The sequence below is a fragment of the Desulfovibrio sp. X2 genome, from assembly GCF_000422205.1.
Lineage (GTDB): Bacteria > Desulfobacterota > Desulfovibrionia > Desulfovibrionales > Desulfovibrionaceae > Alkalidesulfovibrio.
Genome location: NZ_ATHV01000063.1, coordinates 73,231 through 89,863 on the forward strand (window position 1 = coordinate 73,231; position 16,633 = coordinate 89,863).

General features: G+C 64.4%; 12 protein-coding genes. 6 read left to right on the top strand and 6 right to left on the bottom strand.

Annotated elements, in window-relative coordinates; translation table 11 throughout:
• Positions 1–27 precede the first annotated feature (27 nt).
• From DSX2_RS14000 to DSX2_RS14015, 4 genes are read left to right on the top strand one after another with little or no spacing between them, the layout of a single operon-like run.
• Positions 28–1,374 (top strand): acyl carrier protein, encoded by a 1,347-nt coding sequence (locus tag DSX2_RS14000; RefSeq protein ID WP_020881638.1) that lies wholly within the window; start codon positions 28–30, stop codon positions 1,372–1,374.
• A 10-nt stretch (positions 1,375–1,384) separates the two neighbouring features.
• The gene (locus DSX2_RS18725) at positions 1,385–3,682 is read left to right on the top strand and encodes a xanthine dehydrogenase family protein molybdopterin-binding subunit (protein WP_020881639.1); all 2,298 of its coding nucleotides are present in this window, start codon (positions 1,385–1,387) and stop codon (positions 3,680–3,682) included.
• Positions 3,679–4,179 (top strand): (2Fe-2S)-binding protein, encoded by a 501-nt coding sequence (locus tag DSX2_RS18730; protein ID WP_020881640.1) that lies wholly within the window; start codon positions 3,679–3,681, stop codon positions 4,177–4,179. The genes DSX2_RS18725 and DSX2_RS18730 overlap by 4 nt, the downstream gene beginning before the upstream one ends.
• Positions 4,176–5,012: a xanthine dehydrogenase family protein subunit M gene (locus tag DSX2_RS14015; RefSeq protein ID WP_020881641.1), complete on the top strand. Its 837-nt coding sequence runs from the start codon at positions 4,176–4,178 to the stop codon at positions 5,010–5,012. The genes DSX2_RS18730 and DSX2_RS14015 overlap by 4 nt, the downstream gene beginning before the upstream one ends.
• A 31-nt stretch (positions 5,013–5,043) precedes the next feature.
• On the opposite strand, the gene DSX2_RS14020 is transcribed toward DSX2_RS14015, so the two are convergent.
• From DSX2_RS14020 to DSX2_RS14030, 3 genes are read right to left on the bottom strand one after another with little or no spacing between them, the layout of a single operon-like run.
• Complete coding sequence (locus DSX2_RS14020; protein ID WP_020881642.1) at positions 5,044–6,282, bottom strand: MFS transporter; 1,239 nt, start codon at positions 6,280–6,282, stop codon at positions 5,044–5,046.
• Positions 6,279–7,388, bottom strand: coding sequence for a histidinol-phosphate transaminase (gene hisC, locus DSX2_RS14025; RefSeq protein ID WP_020881643.1), 1,110 nt, complete (start codon positions 7,386–7,388; stop codon positions 6,279–6,281). Before hisC ends, DSX2_RS14020 begins: the two co-directional genes overlap by 4 nt.
• The gene (locus DSX2_RS14030; RefSeq protein WP_020881644.1) at positions 7,372–8,697 is read right to left on the bottom strand and encodes a hypothetical protein; all 1,326 of its coding nucleotides are present in this window, start codon (positions 8,695–8,697) and stop codon (positions 7,372–7,374) included. Before DSX2_RS14030 ends, hisC begins: the two co-directional genes overlap by 17 nt.
• 569 nt (positions 8,698–9,266) lie before the next feature.
• Between DSX2_RS14030 and DSX2_RS17740 the strand changes: the two genes are divergently transcribed.
• Together DSX2_RS17740 and DSX2_RS14040 are read left to right on the top strand one after the other, a co-directional pair.
• Positions 9,267–9,626, top strand: coding sequence for a type II toxin-antitoxin system RelE/ParE family toxin (locus DSX2_RS17740; protein ID WP_035042681.1), 360 nt, complete (start codon positions 9,267–9,269; stop codon positions 9,624–9,626).
• Positions 9,623–9,913 (top strand): DNA-binding transcriptional regulator, encoded by a 291-nt coding sequence (locus DSX2_RS14040; protein ID WP_020881646.1) that lies wholly within the window; start codon positions 9,623–9,625, stop codon positions 9,911–9,913. The genes DSX2_RS17740 and DSX2_RS14040 overlap by 4 nt, the downstream gene beginning before the upstream one ends.
• Before the next feature lie 502 nt (positions 9,914–10,415).
• Here DSX2_RS14040 and DSX2_RS14050 read toward each other — a convergent pair.
• From DSX2_RS14050 to DSX2_RS14060, 3 genes are read right to left on the bottom strand one after another with little or no spacing between them, the layout of a single operon-like run.
• Positions 10,416–13,592, bottom strand: coding sequence for a helicase-related protein (locus DSX2_RS14050; RefSeq protein WP_020881647.1), 3,177 nt, complete (start codon positions 13,590–13,592; stop codon positions 10,416–10,418).
• On the bottom strand, positions 13,585–15,399 hold the full coding sequence (locus DSX2_RS14055; RefSeq protein WP_020881648.1) for a phospholipase D family protein: 1,815 nt from the start codon (positions 15,397–15,399) through the stop codon (positions 13,585–13,587). The genes DSX2_RS14050 and DSX2_RS14055 overlap by 8 nt, the downstream gene beginning before the upstream one ends.
• Positions 15,393–16,622: a DUF6361 family protein gene (locus DSX2_RS14060; RefSeq protein ID WP_020881649.1), complete on the bottom strand. Its 1,230-nt coding sequence runs from the start codon at positions 16,620–16,622 to the stop codon at positions 15,393–15,395. The genes DSX2_RS14055 and DSX2_RS14060 overlap by 7 nt, the downstream gene beginning before the upstream one ends.
• Positions 16,623–16,633 lie beyond the last annotated feature (11 nt).

A 16,633-nucleotide genomic window follows, 5' to 3' on the forward strand; every position in this document is an offset into this window, starting at 1 on the left:
ACAGACATCAGCCGACAGGAGCCGGACATGGACGTGAGCACGGAAATTCTGCGGGAACTCCTGGTCGAGGCGGGCGTCGACCAGGCCACGGCCGAAGCGGTCGAGCCCTCGGCCCCCCTGCTGCGCCAGGGCGTGGATTCCCTGGACTACCCCGCCTTCACCCTGGCCGTGGAAGGCCGCTTCGGCATCGCCGTCGACGAGCGCGCCTCCTTCTCGCTGCGCACCCTGGACGACTTCGCGGCCTACATCCGCGGGCAGCTGGACGCGGCAGCCGCGCCCGAGGCGGCTCCCGACGCCGAGAAGGCCGCGGCCATAGCGAGCCTGAAGGCCGCGTGGCGCGACGTGGCGCCGGGACTCAAATACCGCATCGGCCTGCTCGAGCCCGGGGACGGCCAGGGCGTGGCCCAGCTCTTCCACACGATCTACGGCGACAGGTATCCCGTGGCCGACTACTACGTGCCCGAGGCCATCGAGCGGCTGAACGCCGAGGGCAGGCTCCTCACGGTCGTGGCCCGGCTCGAATCCGGGGCCATCGCGGGCCAGGGGGCCTACTACCAGAGCTCCCCCCCGAACAAGGCCCTGTTCGAGTACGGCCAGATGCTCATCGCGCCCGAGTACCGGGGCACGCGCATGGCGCTCGAGATCACCCGAGAGCTGGACCGTCTGGCGCACACCATGCCGCAGGCCAAGGGCTTCTTCGGCGAGGCCGTGTGCAACCACCTGACCACCCAGAAGCTCGGCGTGCGGCGGGGCTATTCCGAATGCGGCCTGGAGATCTCCCTGATGCCTGCCGGGGCCTACGAGAACGAGGGCGCCGGGGCGCAGCGCGTGAGCTGCCTGATCTCCACCCTCGTGGTCCGCGACCGGCGAAGGGAGCTGCACCTGCCCGAGCGCTACCGCGCGCCGCTCGAAACCATCCTCTCCGGCTTCAGCCTGGACCGCGAGCTGCGCTTCAGCGACATGGACGCCCCGGCCGCCGCGAAGAGCACCCTGGACAGCCGGGTCTTCGACGACGCGGGCGTGATGCGCGTGCAGGCGCTGCACGTGGGCGCGGACTTCGCCGAGCGCGCCGAGGCGATCGACGCGGAGGCAAGACGCCACGGCCTGGCCCTGGCCCAGGTCTTCATCAACGCCGGGGAGCCCGGCGCGGTCTTCGCGGCAGAGACCCTGCGCGGGCGCGGCTTCGTCCTGGGCGGCCTCCTGCCCCTGTGGTTCGGGCCGGACGGCCTGTTCATGCAGAAGTTCTACGTGGAGCCGGAGTTCGACGGCATCCTGCTTTACGCGGACAAGGCCAAGGACCTGCTCGCGGGCATCCGCGCGGAGTGGGACGAGGTCAAGGCCGAAGGCCTGGCCGACGTCCGGGCCAGGGGCTGAGGCGAACCGCATGGCCGCACGCCAGGAACAGCCCTACCCGCACCGCGACACCCTCTCCAAGGCCACGGGCGCCGAACGCTTCAGCACGGACGTCGCCCCGCCGGAGTGCCTCTTCGCCGGGGCCAGGCGCGCGGGCGTGCCCTGCGCGCGCATCCTGGCCGTGCGCACGGACGAGGCGCGCGCCGTGCCGGGCGTCGTGGCCGTGCTCACGCGGGCGGACGTGCCGGGCAGCAACCGCCAGGGCATCGTGCACAAGGACCAGCCCGTGCTGGCCGGGGAGCGCGTCCGCCACGCGGGCGACGCCGTGGCCCTGGTGGTGGCCGAAAGCCGCGAGGCCCTGGCCCTGGCCCTCCCCCTCGTCCGCGTGGAGCTCGAGCCGCTGCCCGGCGTCTTCGACCCGCTGCAGGCCCTCGATCCAAAGGCGCCGCCGGTCCACCCGGGCCGGGAGGAAGGCAACCTGCTCTCGCACGGCCTGGTGGAGAAAGGCGACGCCCGCGCGGCGCTTTCCGGCTGCGAGGTGGTGGTGGAAGGCGAGTTCGCGACGCCCATGCAGGACCACGCCTTTCTCGAGCCCGCCAACGGCACGGCCAGGACCACGCGCGACGGCGGCATCGAGATGGTCGTCTCCACCCAGGCGCCGTTTCGCGACCGCTTCGAGATCGCCCACGCCCTGGGGCTCGATCCCATGCGCGTGCGCGTGCGCGCGCCCTATCTCGGCGGCGGCTTCGGCGGCAAGGACGGGGCCACGGTGCAGTGCCTGCTGGCCCTGGCCGCGCTCAAGGCGGGCGGCCGCTGGGTGAGGATGTGCCTCTCCCGCGAGGAGAACTTCCTCTCCGGCTACAAGCGCCACGGCGCGCGCATGCGCCTGCGCCTGGGCGCCGCGCGCGACGGCCGCCTGGTGGCCCTCGACAGCGTCATGCACCTGGACTCCGGCCCCTACGCGCACCTGGGCACGGAGATCATGGCCCTGGCCCTGGAGCATGCGGGCGGCCCCTACGACATCCCCCACGCGCGCGCCGAGGGCTTCTGCGTCTACACCAACAATCCCGTGGGCGGGGCCTTTCGCGGCTTCGGCGTGGCCCAGGCGAGCTTCGCCCTGGAGCGCATGCTGGACGCCCTGGCCGAGAGGCTTTCCCTGGACCCGGCCCGGCTGCGCCTCAAAAACGCGCTTCGCACGGGCGGGACCAACAGCGCGGGCGTGGCCGTGGAGTCGCCCACGGGCGCGGCACAGTGCCTGGAAGCGCTCATGGCGCATCCCGCATGGCAGGGGCGCGAGGAGTGGAAGCGCGCCGCACCGGCCTTCAAGCGCCGGGGCGTGGGCATCTCGGCCTGCTGCAACGCCATGGGCTACGGCCGGGGGCTGCCGGACGCGGCCGCGGCCAAGCTGGAGCTGACCCGCGCCGGAACCTTCAGGATCTACAACTCCGTGCCGGACATGGGACAGGGCAACGCCGCGGCCTTCGTGCAGATCGCGGCCCAGGCCCTGGACCAGGAGATCTCGGCCTTCGAGCTGGTCGAGCCGGACACCAGGCTCTGCCTGCCCGCGGGCTCCTCCTCGGCCAGCCGCTCCACCTACACCTTCGGCAACGCCCTGCTCAGGGCCTGCGCGTCCATGCGCGCCAAGCTCGCGGCGCGCGCCTCCCTGGTGCTCCTCGCGGACGAGCCTGCGCGGCTTCGGCTCGCGCCGGGCGCCGTGGTGGACGACGCCACGGGCCGCTTCGTCCCCCTGTCCATGATCGGCTCCATGCTGCAGCGCGACGACAGGATCTGCGTGGACCAGTTCGTCATGCCCGTGGTCCAGGACCCGCCGAAGACCGGGGAGGAGTTCAGGCTGGGCTTCCCCCACCGCTTCTTCTCCCACGGCGCCTGCGTCTGCGCCGTGGAGGCGGACGAGCTGACCGGCCAGGTGGAGCTCAAGGAGTGCGTCACGGCCGTGGAGTGCGGCCGGGTGCTGAACGCGCAGGGCGTGGAGCGGCAGGTGCAGGGCGCGGCCGCCCAGGGCGTGGGCTTCGGCCTCATGGAGGACCTCTGCCTGGAAGACGGCCGCATGCGCGCGGGCGACCTGACCACCTACCTGGTGCCCACGGCCCGGGACCTGCCGGACCTCGAGTGCCATGTTGTGGACGGCGACGAGCCGAGCGGCCCCTATGGACTGAAGGGCATGGGCGAGGTCGGCATCCACGGCCCGGCCCCGGCCATCGCGGGCGCGGTGCAGGACGCCGTCGGGCTTTGCGTGGACAGCATCCCCGTGGAGCCGGAGCGCGTGCTTCAGGCTTTACGCGAAAACAGGAAACGAGTGCTCCCATGACGAATATCACACTTCGCTTCACGCTGAACGGCGAGCCCGTGACGCTCACGACCCGGCCGGACAGGCGGGTGCTCGACCTCGTGCGCGAGGACCTGGGACTCACGGCCGCCAAGGAGGGCTGCGGCTCCGGCGAATGCGGCGGCTGCACCATCCTCGTGGACGGCGCGGCACGGCTCTCCTGCCTCATGCTCGCGGCGCAGCTCGAGGGATGCTCCGTGACCACGGCCGAAGGGCTCGGCACGCCCGAGCGTCCCCATCCCATCCAGACGGCCTTCGCGGCGCACGGGGCCGTGCAGTGCGGCTACTGCACCCCGGGCATGACCATGGCCGCGGCCGACCTGCTGGCGCGAAACCCCTCCCCCACCCGCGAGGAGGTGCGCGAGGCCGTCTCCGGCAACCTCTGCCGCTGCACGGGCTACGTGAAGATCGTGGACGCCACCCTGGCCGCGGCGCGGGCCATGCGCGAGGCGGACGGCAACGGGGAGGGGGCGGCATGAGCGCGGGCGTCTTCCTGCCGCAGAGCCTTTCCGAGCTCTGGCCCCTGCTCGCGGACGGGGCCGTTCCCATGGCCGGGGGCACGGACCTGCTGGCGCGCCGCCGGGGTCGGGCGCCGGGCTTCGTGGCCTGCCTCGAGCGGATAGGGGAACTGCGCGGCGTGTCCGAGGAGGGCGGCCTGCTGCGCCTCGGGGCCTGCGAGACCCACACGAGCCTGCTCGGGAATCCCGGGCTTCGCGAGCGCCTGCCCATTCTCGCGCGGGCCCTGGCCGTGCTCGGCTCGCCCCTCGTGCGCAACATGGGCACCATCGGCGGGAACATCGTCACCGCCTCGCCCGCGGGCGACACCCTGCCCCCCCTCTACGCCCTGGACGCAGAGCTGGAGCTCGCCTCGCGCGGGGGCGCGCGCCGCCTCCCCCTGGCCGAGTTCATCGCCGGGCCGGGGAAGACTCTGCTCGGCCCCGGCGAGATCGTCTCCGCCGTGCTCGTGCCCGTGCCCGAGGCCGGGAGCGGTGTGGTGCAGCATTTCGAGAAGGTGGGGAGGCGCAAGGCCCTGGCCATCGCCGTGGTCAGCCTGGCCGCCCTGGTCCGGACGGGCCCGGGCAACGTGGTCGTCGAGGCCAGGCTCGCGCTGGGCAGCGTCGGGCCGACCGTGGTGCGCTGCCTGAACGCCGAGCGGGAGCTCCTGGGCCGCCGCCTGGACCAGGCCGCGCTTTCCCGCGCCGCCGCTGCCGTACGCGAAGAGGTGGCGCCCATCGACGACCTGCGTGCCTCGGCCGCCTACCGCCGGGACGTGGCGGGCAATCTGCTGCTGCGCCTGGCCCCGCCGTCCTGAGCGGGCGGCAAAACCCCTTCTTCCCTCTCCCTCAGGCCCGCTTGGGAGCCCGCCTGGGGCTGCGCAGTTCGCGCAGCGCCAGCGGGGCCAGCAGCCCGGCCGAGCCCAGAAAGCAGCACGCGCTCGCCGTGAAGAGCCCGGCGTATCCGCCGCCCGCTTCCAGCAGCCCGCCCGCGGCCAGGGGGCCGAAGGTGTAGCCCGCGTCCATCATGAAGAGCATCAGGTTCATGTTCATGCCGCGCAGCCTGGGCTCGGAGGTGAGGAACATGGCCGCGTTCAGGAGCGGCAGCGAGACGCCCTGCAGCAGGCCGTAGACGGCGGCCAGCCCCAGGAAGGCGGCCTCGCCGCGCGTCGTCGCCAGGAGAACGGCGCAGGCGGCCAGCCCCAGGAGGCCGGACAGGCTGGCCGCGGCGCGCGGCAGCCTGTCGTAGAACGGCCCGGCCAGGACCCGGACCGCGATGGAGGCCGCGGTGCAGACCGTGAAGAAGAGCGCAGGATCGAGCCCGCCCGCGGACAGGGCGAAGGGCTTGAGGAAGAAGAATATCTGCGTGGAGCCCGCGAAGAGCAGCAGATTCGCGCCCAGCAGCAGGGCGATGGACGGCCGCGACACGTCGGCGCGCACCTCGGCCAGGGAGGGCCGCCGCTTTTCCTCCTCGCTGAAGGAGTCGCGGCCGAGGCGGCGCCCCAGGGGCACGAAGAGGGCCAGGGAGGGCAGCGTCAGGAGCGCCGTCCAGGCGTAGGCGTGCGCCTCGCCGCCCACGCGCAGGAGCAGCCATTCCGTGAACGGCGGCATGATCGCGTAGGGCACCAGGGCGGAGAGGGAGAACAGGCCGAAGGCGCGGCCCGCGGCCGGGGCCGGGACGGTCTTGGCGAGCAGGACCATGACCGCGCTGACCAGGCAGACGAAGGCCAGCCCGTGGACCACGCGCACCGCGATCAGGGCCGGGACGCTCGAGGCCAGCATGTAGCAGGGCAGGACGAGGCCCGTGGCCACGAGGGCCGCGCGCGCCGTCACGAGGGCCTGGCGAGGGGTCAGCCAGACGCTCAGGAAGGGCCGGGTGAGAAAGGCCGCCATGGGCTCGGCCGCGATGACCACGCCCTGCCAGGCCGGGTCGATGCCGAGCTTTCGCAGGTGGCTCGCCAGGCCGTAGAACACGGCGATGTTGCAGAAGCCGAAGGTCGCGGCCAGAAGCAGGACCGTGAAGTCGTAGCCGAAGAGCCGCGCTGGCTCGGCCGCGAGGTCGGGAGAGGATGCCGGATGTGCGCTCATCGCTTCTCCAGCGCCTTGCGGAAAGCGGTCTCGAAGGCCTCCATGGCCGGAGGCAGGCCGAGCGTCACCCTGATCCAGTTGGGGAAGCGGAAGCCCGTCATGGTCCGGACCATCACGCCCTGACGCATGAGCAGGCGGTAGAGCATGGTGTCGGACATGGGCACGCGGGCCATGATGTAGTTGCCCGCGCCCGAGACGTGCTCGAGCCCGAGCGAGCTAAAGAGCGCGCGCAGGCGGCCACGCGCCTCGTCGACCATGCGCCGCGTGGCCTGCACGTGGTCGGAGCCGTCCGCGACCGCGGCCCTGGCCGCGGCCTGGCCCACGGAATTGACCGAGTAGACCAGGTGCGTGCGGCGCACGAAGTCCACGCATTCGAGCGGTCCGCAGAGGTACCCGATGCGGAAGGCGGCCAGCCCGTACATCTTGGAAAAGGTGCGGAAGACCAGCACGTTCGGGTGGCGCTCCATGACCTCCATGCCGTCCGGGAAGTCGGGCGAGTCCACGAACTCCCGGTAGGCCTCGTCCAGCACCACCACGACCCGGCCGTCCACGCGCCGCAGGAAGTCCTCCAGCGTGTCCCGATCCCACCACGTGCCCGTGGGGTTGTTCGGATTGCACACGAAGACGATCTTGGTCCGCTCCGTGATCGCGGCGAGCATGGCCTCGGGGTCCTGGGCGTAGTCCCTGAGCGGGACGAGGAGCGGCTCCACCCCGGAGAAGGCGGCCACCCACTCGTAGACCGCGAAGGTCTTGTCCGCGGTGACGATGGCGTCGCCCTGCTGGCAGAAGGCCTTGATGACCGAGGTGATGACCTCGCAGGAGCCGTTGCCCACCAGGAACTGCTCCGGCGACTTGCCGAAGGCCTCGGCCAGCGCCTGGCGCAGGAAGAAGCAGTCCCCGTTCGGGTAGACCGCGCCCTGCGCCGGAGGAAAGGCGGCGATGACCTCGCGCGCAGCGGGCGGGGGGCCCAGCGCGTTCTCGTTGTTGTTCAGGCGGTAGAGGTGGTCCACCCCGTACTGCCGCTTCAGCATCTCGTCCGGGCGGCTCGGAGTGTAGCTCTCGAACTCGAGGACGTGCGGCGGGACGAGATCAGCGAGCCGACGCATACTGGAAGACGGCCACGTCCGAGCGGCCCGCGTGAGGGATGATCAGCCGAGCCGCGAAGCCCGCCTCGAGGGCCGGTCCGGCCAGGGCGGCCTCCCAGGCGCGGGAGAGGTCCAGGTAGAGCAGGATGTTCTCGATGCCCTTGTCCGAAAGCGCGCGGATGTGGGCGGAAAGGTTCTTCGCCACGTCCTCGCCGCCCAGCAGCGGCCGGAGCACGGCCAGCCCCTTGGCCGCGTCGGCCATGGTCGAAAAGAGGGAATGCTGCCGCGGGGCGGTCGTGCCGGGCGCGGCCGCGAGCACGTCGCGGCACATGGCCAGCCGGTCGTAGACGTCGCGCTGGAAGGCCTCCAGGGCCGGGTCGGTCCAGACCGTGGCGCCCATGTCCTCGCGCAGGTGGCGGTAGAGCACCTGCTGCTCGCACTGCCCGCCCTGCGTATCGTCCCCAGCCGCGGCATCGTGGCGCACGAGGCTGCCGAGCGACTCGAAGTAGCCCTCGGGCATGTCGTCCGTGGCGTGCTCGCTGAAGACGATCTCCGCGTCGTCCCGGGCGACCTCGCCCAGGAAGCCGTCCATGAGCATGCGGGCCACGGCCGCGCCCTCGGCCGCGGCGGTGAAGACGAAGGGGCCGAAGAAGGACAGTCCGCGCTCGCCCGAGCGCGTCCAGCAGATGAGCCCGGCCGGGTTGCCCGCGGCGTCCAGGGCCGCGACGTGGGAGAAGCGGCCCGCCAGGACCTTGTCCACGAACTTGCCCGGAGTCTTGAAGCTCGGCGGGCAGTGCCAGGCGGGATAGCGCGCGGTGGCCAGCATGGCGGCGCGCAGGAGCATGTCCGGGTCGCGCTCCGTGGTCGCGTGCAACGGCGGCCTGGGCGAGACGGACGCCGGGGCGGCCTCCAGGGCCGGGTAGGCCTTGTCCACCTCGGCGCGCAGGGTGAAGGAGGACTCCCCGTCGCGCTCGATGCTGAAGCGGTCCGCCGCGCGTCCGGCTACGATCAGGCCGAGGTCCGGCGAGGCGTCGTCGCAGTCGAGCGACGCGTCGCTGCAGGCGTTGAGCGCGCCCATGTTCAGGGACGAGGCCTGGAAGACGAACTCCGCGGCGACCTGGTACGGCCTGCCGGTGAGCGTCACGCGCAGCGACCGTCCTTCGGGGGCCGCCTGGGCGAGGAAGGTGAAGAACTCCTCCACGACCAGCTGGAAACGCATGGCCTCGCGCCTGGCAAGTCCGCGCGAGACGGCCATCGTCTCCGCCGCCGAGGTCGCGACCCGCGCGAAGACGATATCCGCAGGCATCTCCAGCGAAACGATGCTGTCCATGAGTCCCCTTCCAGGTCCTGCCTGGCGTCGTGACCGTGCCTCCCGCCCCGACAGGCGGAACTCCCTGCGGCGCAAGCATAACAACCATTCCCACGTGGAGGCAAACGGACATTCGCCGCCAATCCGGCCAGGAAGCAAAGGGCCCGCTGCGCTACGGTGGGGGTTGCGCCTGCCTTGCACGGCCTCATACACATCCAGGCACGAAAGAATCCGCGCCTCCGGCCGAAAGGAAAATCGGGATGATGACAGAAAAGAAAAAGGGTTCCAGCAGTTAGCTGAAACCCTTTGACTTTCTGGTGCCGAAGGGGAGATTCGGCACCACTTTTCGTCGTTTCCAGGCTAACTGGCCGCATTTCTACAGCAAATTCTCAAGCCGCGGGGCGTCGCGCAAGGCCGTTTGACCCCACTTTTGACCCCTGTTTGTACCCTGTTTTGACCCAGTCGTCGACCACGCTCAGGAAGAAGCAGCGAGTAAAACAGACCGGGCCGAACGTTGTCAGGACTAGCGACGGAAACCACAAGATCGGCGCCAAGGGGCGCTTGTCGGGTTCTCTTGACAAAATAGTCCAATGGCCTACCATCACGCCATGGAGAACGTGCCCGTCACGGTCATCGAGCCCCCCGTCCTTTCGGCGCGACGTGAAAGGGCTGAGGGAGGAGGAAGAATGCCTGGAGCTGGTTTCAACCCGACTGCCGGAGATGTCATGGAGGGCACGGGCGGCGTGCGGAAGCTGCGATGGGCACGTCAGGGAGGCGGCAAGAGCGGCGGATTTCGCGTCATCTACTTCTTTCACTCCGAAGCCATGCCGCTTTTCGCACTGAGCGTTTACGGAAAAAACGAGAAGTCCAATTTGACCAAGGCGGAACGGAACGAAATGAAGAAGCTGTCGACCATGCTGGTTGCGGCGTACGCAGGGAGGCGGACATGAGTAGTGGAGCTCGTATCCTCGACGGCATGAAGGAGGCTCTTTCCCTCGCCCGGGGTGAAGCGCCCGAGGAGCAGTACAGGGTGCATGTGCCCGCCCAGGTGGACGTGAAGGCCATCCGACGGCGCACCGGCCTTACCCAGGCAGCTTTTGCGGCCTCGTTCGGGCTTTCGCTGCATGCGTTGCGAAACTGGGAGCAGGGAAAACGGAAGCCAGATCCGGCGGCCAGGGCCTACCTGCGTGTCATCGAGGTGGCCCCGGAAGTGGTGCGGCGGGCGCTGCAAGCATGATTCCTCTCGGACTCGCAGCGTGGCAGGCGCACCCGAACGTTGTTCGACTGTTCGCTACGGCTGGATCAGCATCCTCTCCTCGACATGGTCGGCGCGCCACTCCTTGCCCCGGTCGTCGGTCAAGGCAGCCGTGAACACGGACCTGCCGATGGAGGCGCTACGACCATCATCCCGAAGGTCTTCGATGCCGAAGCCGGCCGACTGAATGGCGCAAACCACGATTTCGGAGGAATCAGCTGCTCGGAGTTGCGGCAGAGCGGCAAGCCAAGAATATCGGCAGGGCTCCTGTTTCTCTCGCTACCAAATGCAGCCCGTTCAATCCGCAGTCCGAGTAGGTCAATTTTCACCATGAGATCTGGTAAGAAGACGCCAGCCATAATGCTGAATCAGCGGCAAACATGTGGGGACGAAGTTGCGGGTAAAGGGAATGATATTTTTTTGATTAGCAGCACCTCTTGATTTATGCCTCCCAGGGAAACGGACTTATTGATAAGGATAGTTTTTATTCATCAGGCTCAATTTGTGGAGGTTGAAGCGAAATCAGCCAATCGGCAAAATCCGCTGACTCATTGTTGCCGTTCTGGCTGAGGCTGAACAGCAGGTCCTCCTGGCGGGGTTGACCGAAAACCATACGATAGAGGGCCAACCCTTGCTTCAGCCGTTTGAGCTTCCCAACCTCCTTGCTATATGGGAGAAGCGGGATGCGGCGCTCCACCCGGGCGGAACCATCCTCGAAGATCCAATACGGGATGAGATCGGAATGCCCATTGGATTTTTGCTGGGCCGCAATATGGAAAAGGCTCTGCCACGGGTCACTTTCCTCATGCGCCATAGAAAGAGCAGTCAGACCATACCGTTCCGCAATGTTCTTCCTGACAGCATGCCCTTTATAGCGATGGACCCGGCCTTCGCGTTGTTCAAGATCAACAGGATTGGAAGGCAGGTTCCAATGGACCACCGCATGGCACCAAGTGTGGAAGTCCAAACCTTCCTGACCAATTGAGGTCGACGCCAAAACGAAAGGACGAAATGGTGAGTTGAAGGCATCCCGCACCGAGTCGGCGCGAACGAGAGCCTGGTTGTTGTCGTCTCGAATATCCCCGAACCGGAGCGCAAAACGACAGCGGGTGTTAAAGTCATCAAAAGCAAAGCCTTTTCCAGACACCTTTATTTCGTCGATTCGAATCTGAGCGGTCCGCAGTGACAACACCGATTGGATGCACTCAGCTATGCCAGCCACCTGTTTTTTCGGTGATTGCTCCTGGAGACCCAAAGAATCTCGAAGGACATGCACATATTCATCGAGCACCGATTGGAGATTGCCGTCGACACCGTACTGAAGCGTCAACCGCCAATAAGAATCCTCGCCGGAGCCTCGTAGCATGGCAATCGTCTCCGGCATATTGAAAAGCGATCGAAAGCCGAAGGCGATTCTGGCTGCGGCCGACAGAAGGTCTGGATCGGCCGCGTCGAGCTCGGCACCGATACGGCGAAGTGCTCGCAAGGCACAGACGCCAGGACCGGCAAGAGCCAGATCGCAAAGCACATCGACCAGATCATCCGGCTGAGGACCGAGAGGAGTGTTGTCCTCTGCCATGCTGACAAGCAAGTCGATATGAGCTTTGAAATGGGTGCCAGATTCATGGTCCGGTGTAGCAAATCTCCATCCCGAATGGCTCTTGCACCAGTCCAACAATCCGTTATGAGAATCGAGAAGAATGGGAGCCGCCCAATACCATCGCTCATCAGCTCGCGTCCCTTCTCCAGCACCAGGCAGGGTTTCTACCAAACTGCGGCAAAGAGCCTTGACCTCGTTCCTCAGTTCCTGGGCGTCCACTGGCCCGTTGCCATGGCCCAGGGCAATCTTGAGCGGATCAATCTTGGTGGCAAGGGTTGGGGACGGCAGCAACCAGGCAATAACCGGCATACCAGTCAGGCGATTATCGTTTGAGGCCACCGCAAATCGCAGCAATGGCTTAATCTTGTCATAGATTTCGCTGTGAGAAACCGAGGTTCCGGCGATCATCTTCCGCTCGGCTTCGTAGGAGCAAATTGATGCAACCGCGTCCGGAACAGCACTCCAGGAGGAAAAAACAAGGGCCTTGGTCAATCCATCCTTGCCCCGGTATGCGCCACCAGGCTCAATATACGGCATAGACGGCGGCATCCATAAAAGCTGCCACATGCCCTTATCAATCGTGTCTTCGAAAAGTACGCGCATCCTCGGATTGGCAGGATCGAGAGCCTGATAGCCTTCCAGTTTGTCCTTCGTCAGCAACTGCCCATTTGCCAACGAAAGAGTTTCGCGAAGAGCATCTGAAGGGGAATTCAACTGGGCATCCAGCTTATGCCTCAGCTCATAGTGTTTTAAAAAGTTGATCAAGTAAGGCGCAGACTTCCAGTATTCGATTGGCTCCCCGGCCTTAACGCAGATTGCTACCGCGTCAACCGTCGCGGCGTGCTGAAGATCCGCTGGCGTGAGGGGAGCCGTCCGTTCAATCTCAGTCAGCATCGAGTTGTGATCTCGAGTCGTCGCGACCCGCTCCGTTCGGCACATGACGTTCAGGAGCGCTCGTTCAAGTTCGGCTTTTTTTCCCGGGTGACATACGGAGCCCTTTGCGCAGGCGTGGAGCGTTGTTCGATGCTCTGACAAGAGATTTTTGACCGCATCGACCTTGCCGGAATCATTGAAGAGGAAGTTCAGTGTCCTGATGAAATCTGGATAGTGGTCGTCTTCGTCATTCTCCTGGTCGAGGGTGAACATTTTGTAGGGCGTTGCGGACAGCAGGAGAACGCGAACGTCGGGATGTTCGAAGAGCGAGGTCGCCAGCATGGAGGCTTCATCATCGCCATCCAACAGGTGCTTGAATCGTTGGAATTCATCAAGGATGACCAAATCGGGCTCAAGCGCGGAAAGGCACACTGACGCCAGCTTGATTCTGAGTTTTCCGATCAGGTCGTAGCGAAGCTCAGAGTCCTCCCAAGGAATTCTGCTGTAGTCCCGGTATCGGGCAAAGCGTTCACAGCCTTCCTTCAAGGCCGCATACAGTTCGGCATCCTCAAGGACAGCCCGGCGAAAGGCCTTGGAAAGGTCTGTGTCCAGATCCTCTGCTGGGAGGTTTTTGGCCTTGGCTCGCCAGTTATCCTTACCTGCTTTCGCCTGAAGAATGTTGAGGAGGCCTACGCGCAGCCGTCTACGCCGTTCATTTTGCGCCAGGGGCAAGTCGTACAGCATCCGATAGAGAATCGCCCGCTCGTCGGCATGCCCGCCTCGACTGCGGGCATGATCGAAGGCTGTACCGGGCGTCAGGCTGATGAAATTTACCTTGTTCTTTCGCAGCGAGCGTACTTGCCTGGGCAGGTACGTCAGTCGTGTAGCGATTGAAAAACCATCCGTGTCGCTGACATTGAGCCGATTGACATTCTGGGTCGCGATGGCGGCATTGGAGCAGATGTAGATCACATCGACCCGATCCACCTCGTCTTGAAGGTGCTCCAAGGTCTTGGCAATGATTCCCCGGGCGACTAGCGTTTTTCCAAGTCCAACTTCATCGGCGATCAGAAAACGGGAAGTTGGGTCATTGCCATAGAGCCGCTTGAAGACGTACTCCACGGTCTTCCTCTGGAAATCTTTCAGACCGGCCAAGGCGGGGGCTGATAAAAAGCGGTTGCTATGCATCACGCCCTCCGATAGCCGATTCAAAAACTGTCCAGAGGTTCAAAAAATCCTCGGGGATAATCGCATTCTGGCTTCCCTGAGACAGATCACGAACCAGCCCCGAGATTTCCGATAGTCGCTCCGGGTGTCGGCTGTACGTGCGGGTCAGCTCTTCCAGTAGCGGGATATCTTCACCGTCGGCCAACCGGGCCAACCATTTGGCAAACCCGGAGCCACTACCTGGATCAAGTCCGGATACCTTATCATCCCCCAACAACAGTAGGAGATAACGCAGGAATCCCTCCTGATTGCTGATCACGGTTTGCAGGATGGCAGAGTTGCGTTCTTCTGGAACGCCGGTAACGGGAATATTCAGAACAAACCGGGCCGAAACGTCCTGATGGTTGGTCTTAAGTTCAAACGCGATGAGGCCCGTTACAGAAGAGGCGGAGAACTCTCCGAGTCCGATCCCACCGGGAGCGTCGCCGTCAAGGATGTCCACCGCGAAGTCCCGAGTAACGGTTATCGGCCATGCAGTAGCACTGACGATCCCCTCAAGGGCTGGGATTTCTCCCGTCAACACCAATGACCACAGACCGTCCTTCGATCCCGGACTGCATTCGATGGACAGAGCTGTTTCAGCTATAAGGGAGCGAGCCCTTTCAACGGATTCCTCAGCCGCTTGCCGGAGCGCATCAATCTCTGCTTCCTTGCTCGTGTCAAAGTCGACAAGATATTCACCTAATCCGTCAGCGCCAAGAAGCTCGTCGATGCCGCCAACTTTGCTCTTCCGGCCAACTAGCCCGACCAGAATCTCGACGTTCTTCGAAGCATTCAGCGCCGCGTTGGTTGCATTCGCAGACCCCATGATCACATGGGTATAGTCTGAATAGTACCTGGTCTCAAACAGATAGACCTTTGCATGGAGGCCGGTCGCAAGCGGCTGTTCGATGGCGTCGTCTTCCTCGCCATCCTCGGTTTCCGCCGCGTCGTCCAGATGAAGACATTGCGTGAAGAGCTCGAGAGTCTCCTTCTTCAGGGCTGATAATGACTCCGGACGTGAGATGAGAGCATCAGCGGCCTTGGTTTTTCTCGTCAATGCTCGCAGGGCCTCATCAGAACAGAACGGCGAAATGACGGCCATCCGATTCGCCATGGGAGGCTCCCAGTCATACGCTTTCGTTCCCGGAAGATAGAAGGTCAGCTCGTCAAAGCCGTCGGGGAGTTCCCACTGGACTCGATGCAACTCGTCCGCAAATCTGCGAGCTTGTTCGCTCCTGCCAGGCTCTGTTTTTCCGGTGGCCAGATCAGGAAGCGTCTTGAAGAAATGAGCCAGCGGTTTATTTGATTCGGACTTCCGGCCTGCAATCGTCCCTTCGAGCTGAAGTGACAGGTCCCAGGACTGATCGGTGGTCATATTCCTCGTCAGGACCACCAGACGATACATCGAGCTGCTTTGATCGGGGCTGACAAAACGGATTGCCCAGACTTTCGGATGGAAGACGCCTCCGCCAGGGGCCGTTACCTCGACAACCATTTCCTCCAGGAACCCAAACAAGGGGTTGGGCTTGGCAATCTGGGGCACCTGAATCCGTCCTCGTTGCACATAAACGGTGATGCGTTTCGAGTACCTGCGGATGGCTTCAAGCACAGACAACGGGTCAGGATCGGTCTGACCATCCGCCGCCATTAATGCCAGATAGACAGGAGCCTCAAGCAGCAGGGCTGGGTCCATCGAAAAGGTAGTCGCAACAGCCTCGTCGAAAATCATCCCCGGCGGTGGAGTCAATGCAGATGTATAAAGGCTCCGGGAGTTTGGGTTCAGCATTTCTCCTCCCGGCTCATCCCCTGGTACAGGTCGTTCAAAAGCACCTTCACATTCGGCCAGCGATAGACGAGTCTTCCGACGCCGGAGTACCCGCCCCACTGCTCGAGCGCCCTTTGATTCCTGAATCGGGAACGCGTGCCCTTGAGTTTCATTTCCCTTCTTTTGATCAGGGTGAGCGCATCTGCGTTAGAAAGGAGGTCATTGGGGGACCTCCGGGTATGGTCGATCCACTGTTGAACGAAAAATCTCGTTTGCGGGGTGACGGTGTGGCCATGATCCATGGTCAACTCCCAGAGGCGGCTCACCGACCAGGAGCGAATCTCCTCCAGGGGAAGATTTGCGGTCCATTCGTCAAAACTTGCCTGATGCTCGGCGACAAGGTCTTCATGGTTTCGAAGCCTGGCGAGCTGAACGTTGTACGAGAGCGCCGCTCCATGCATCACCTCCGAGAACAGCCGTGCATGGGTCAGGAGTTCTTTATGCTGTTCGGAAAAGCTGCCGTAGTCCGGATGTTCCCACGGAGCTTGGGTGTCGGCGGGTTCGCAGTGCAGTGCCAAGAACGAGAGGAGACTGTTGGGGCAAGCGACCTGGATGCGATCCCGAATAAATTCGGCTTCTTCCCTGGATAAAGCGAAGTTCACCGCCCCCGGAAAGTCTTCCGGAGGTGCTGGCAATCGAGGATGCCAACTGAGAGTGACCATCCGCTGCTCAACGTCGATGTCGTCTCCCCGTTCCTTTGCGTCTTTCTCAAGAGCCTTCAGGGTATTCCGGCGACGGTATGTTTCGTCGATGCGCCTGTGATATTCGTCCTGCGAGAATGGCGTAATGCGTATTCCCCAGACACCGAGACCGGCCCAGTAGACGGAGCTGGGCAACCGTTTGAGCCTCTTTCCTGCGGTCTTACCAAAGACGCCAGCCTGATCATCGGAATCCATCAATGGCTGAACCAGGTCTCTTTCCAGCTTGTCAGCCTGGATCGAAAAACTCTCTGCAGGTAGTCGCTTCTCTTCTAGCGAATGGTAAATCCATGGCACGAAAAGCATGTAGCGAAGGCGTGTCTGGATCGTGCTTGTTCCTGGAAACAACTGATCGGCAAAGCTGTCCCGCACGGAGCCGAGCCCAAGCTCGTCACGACTTTCCTTTTCCTGGAAAAGGGAAAGGATGCGAAGCGTGCGTTCTCTTGCTTTCGAGTCATGGTCAATCCATGCAAGGACAGACGGCATGGCTTGGTGCC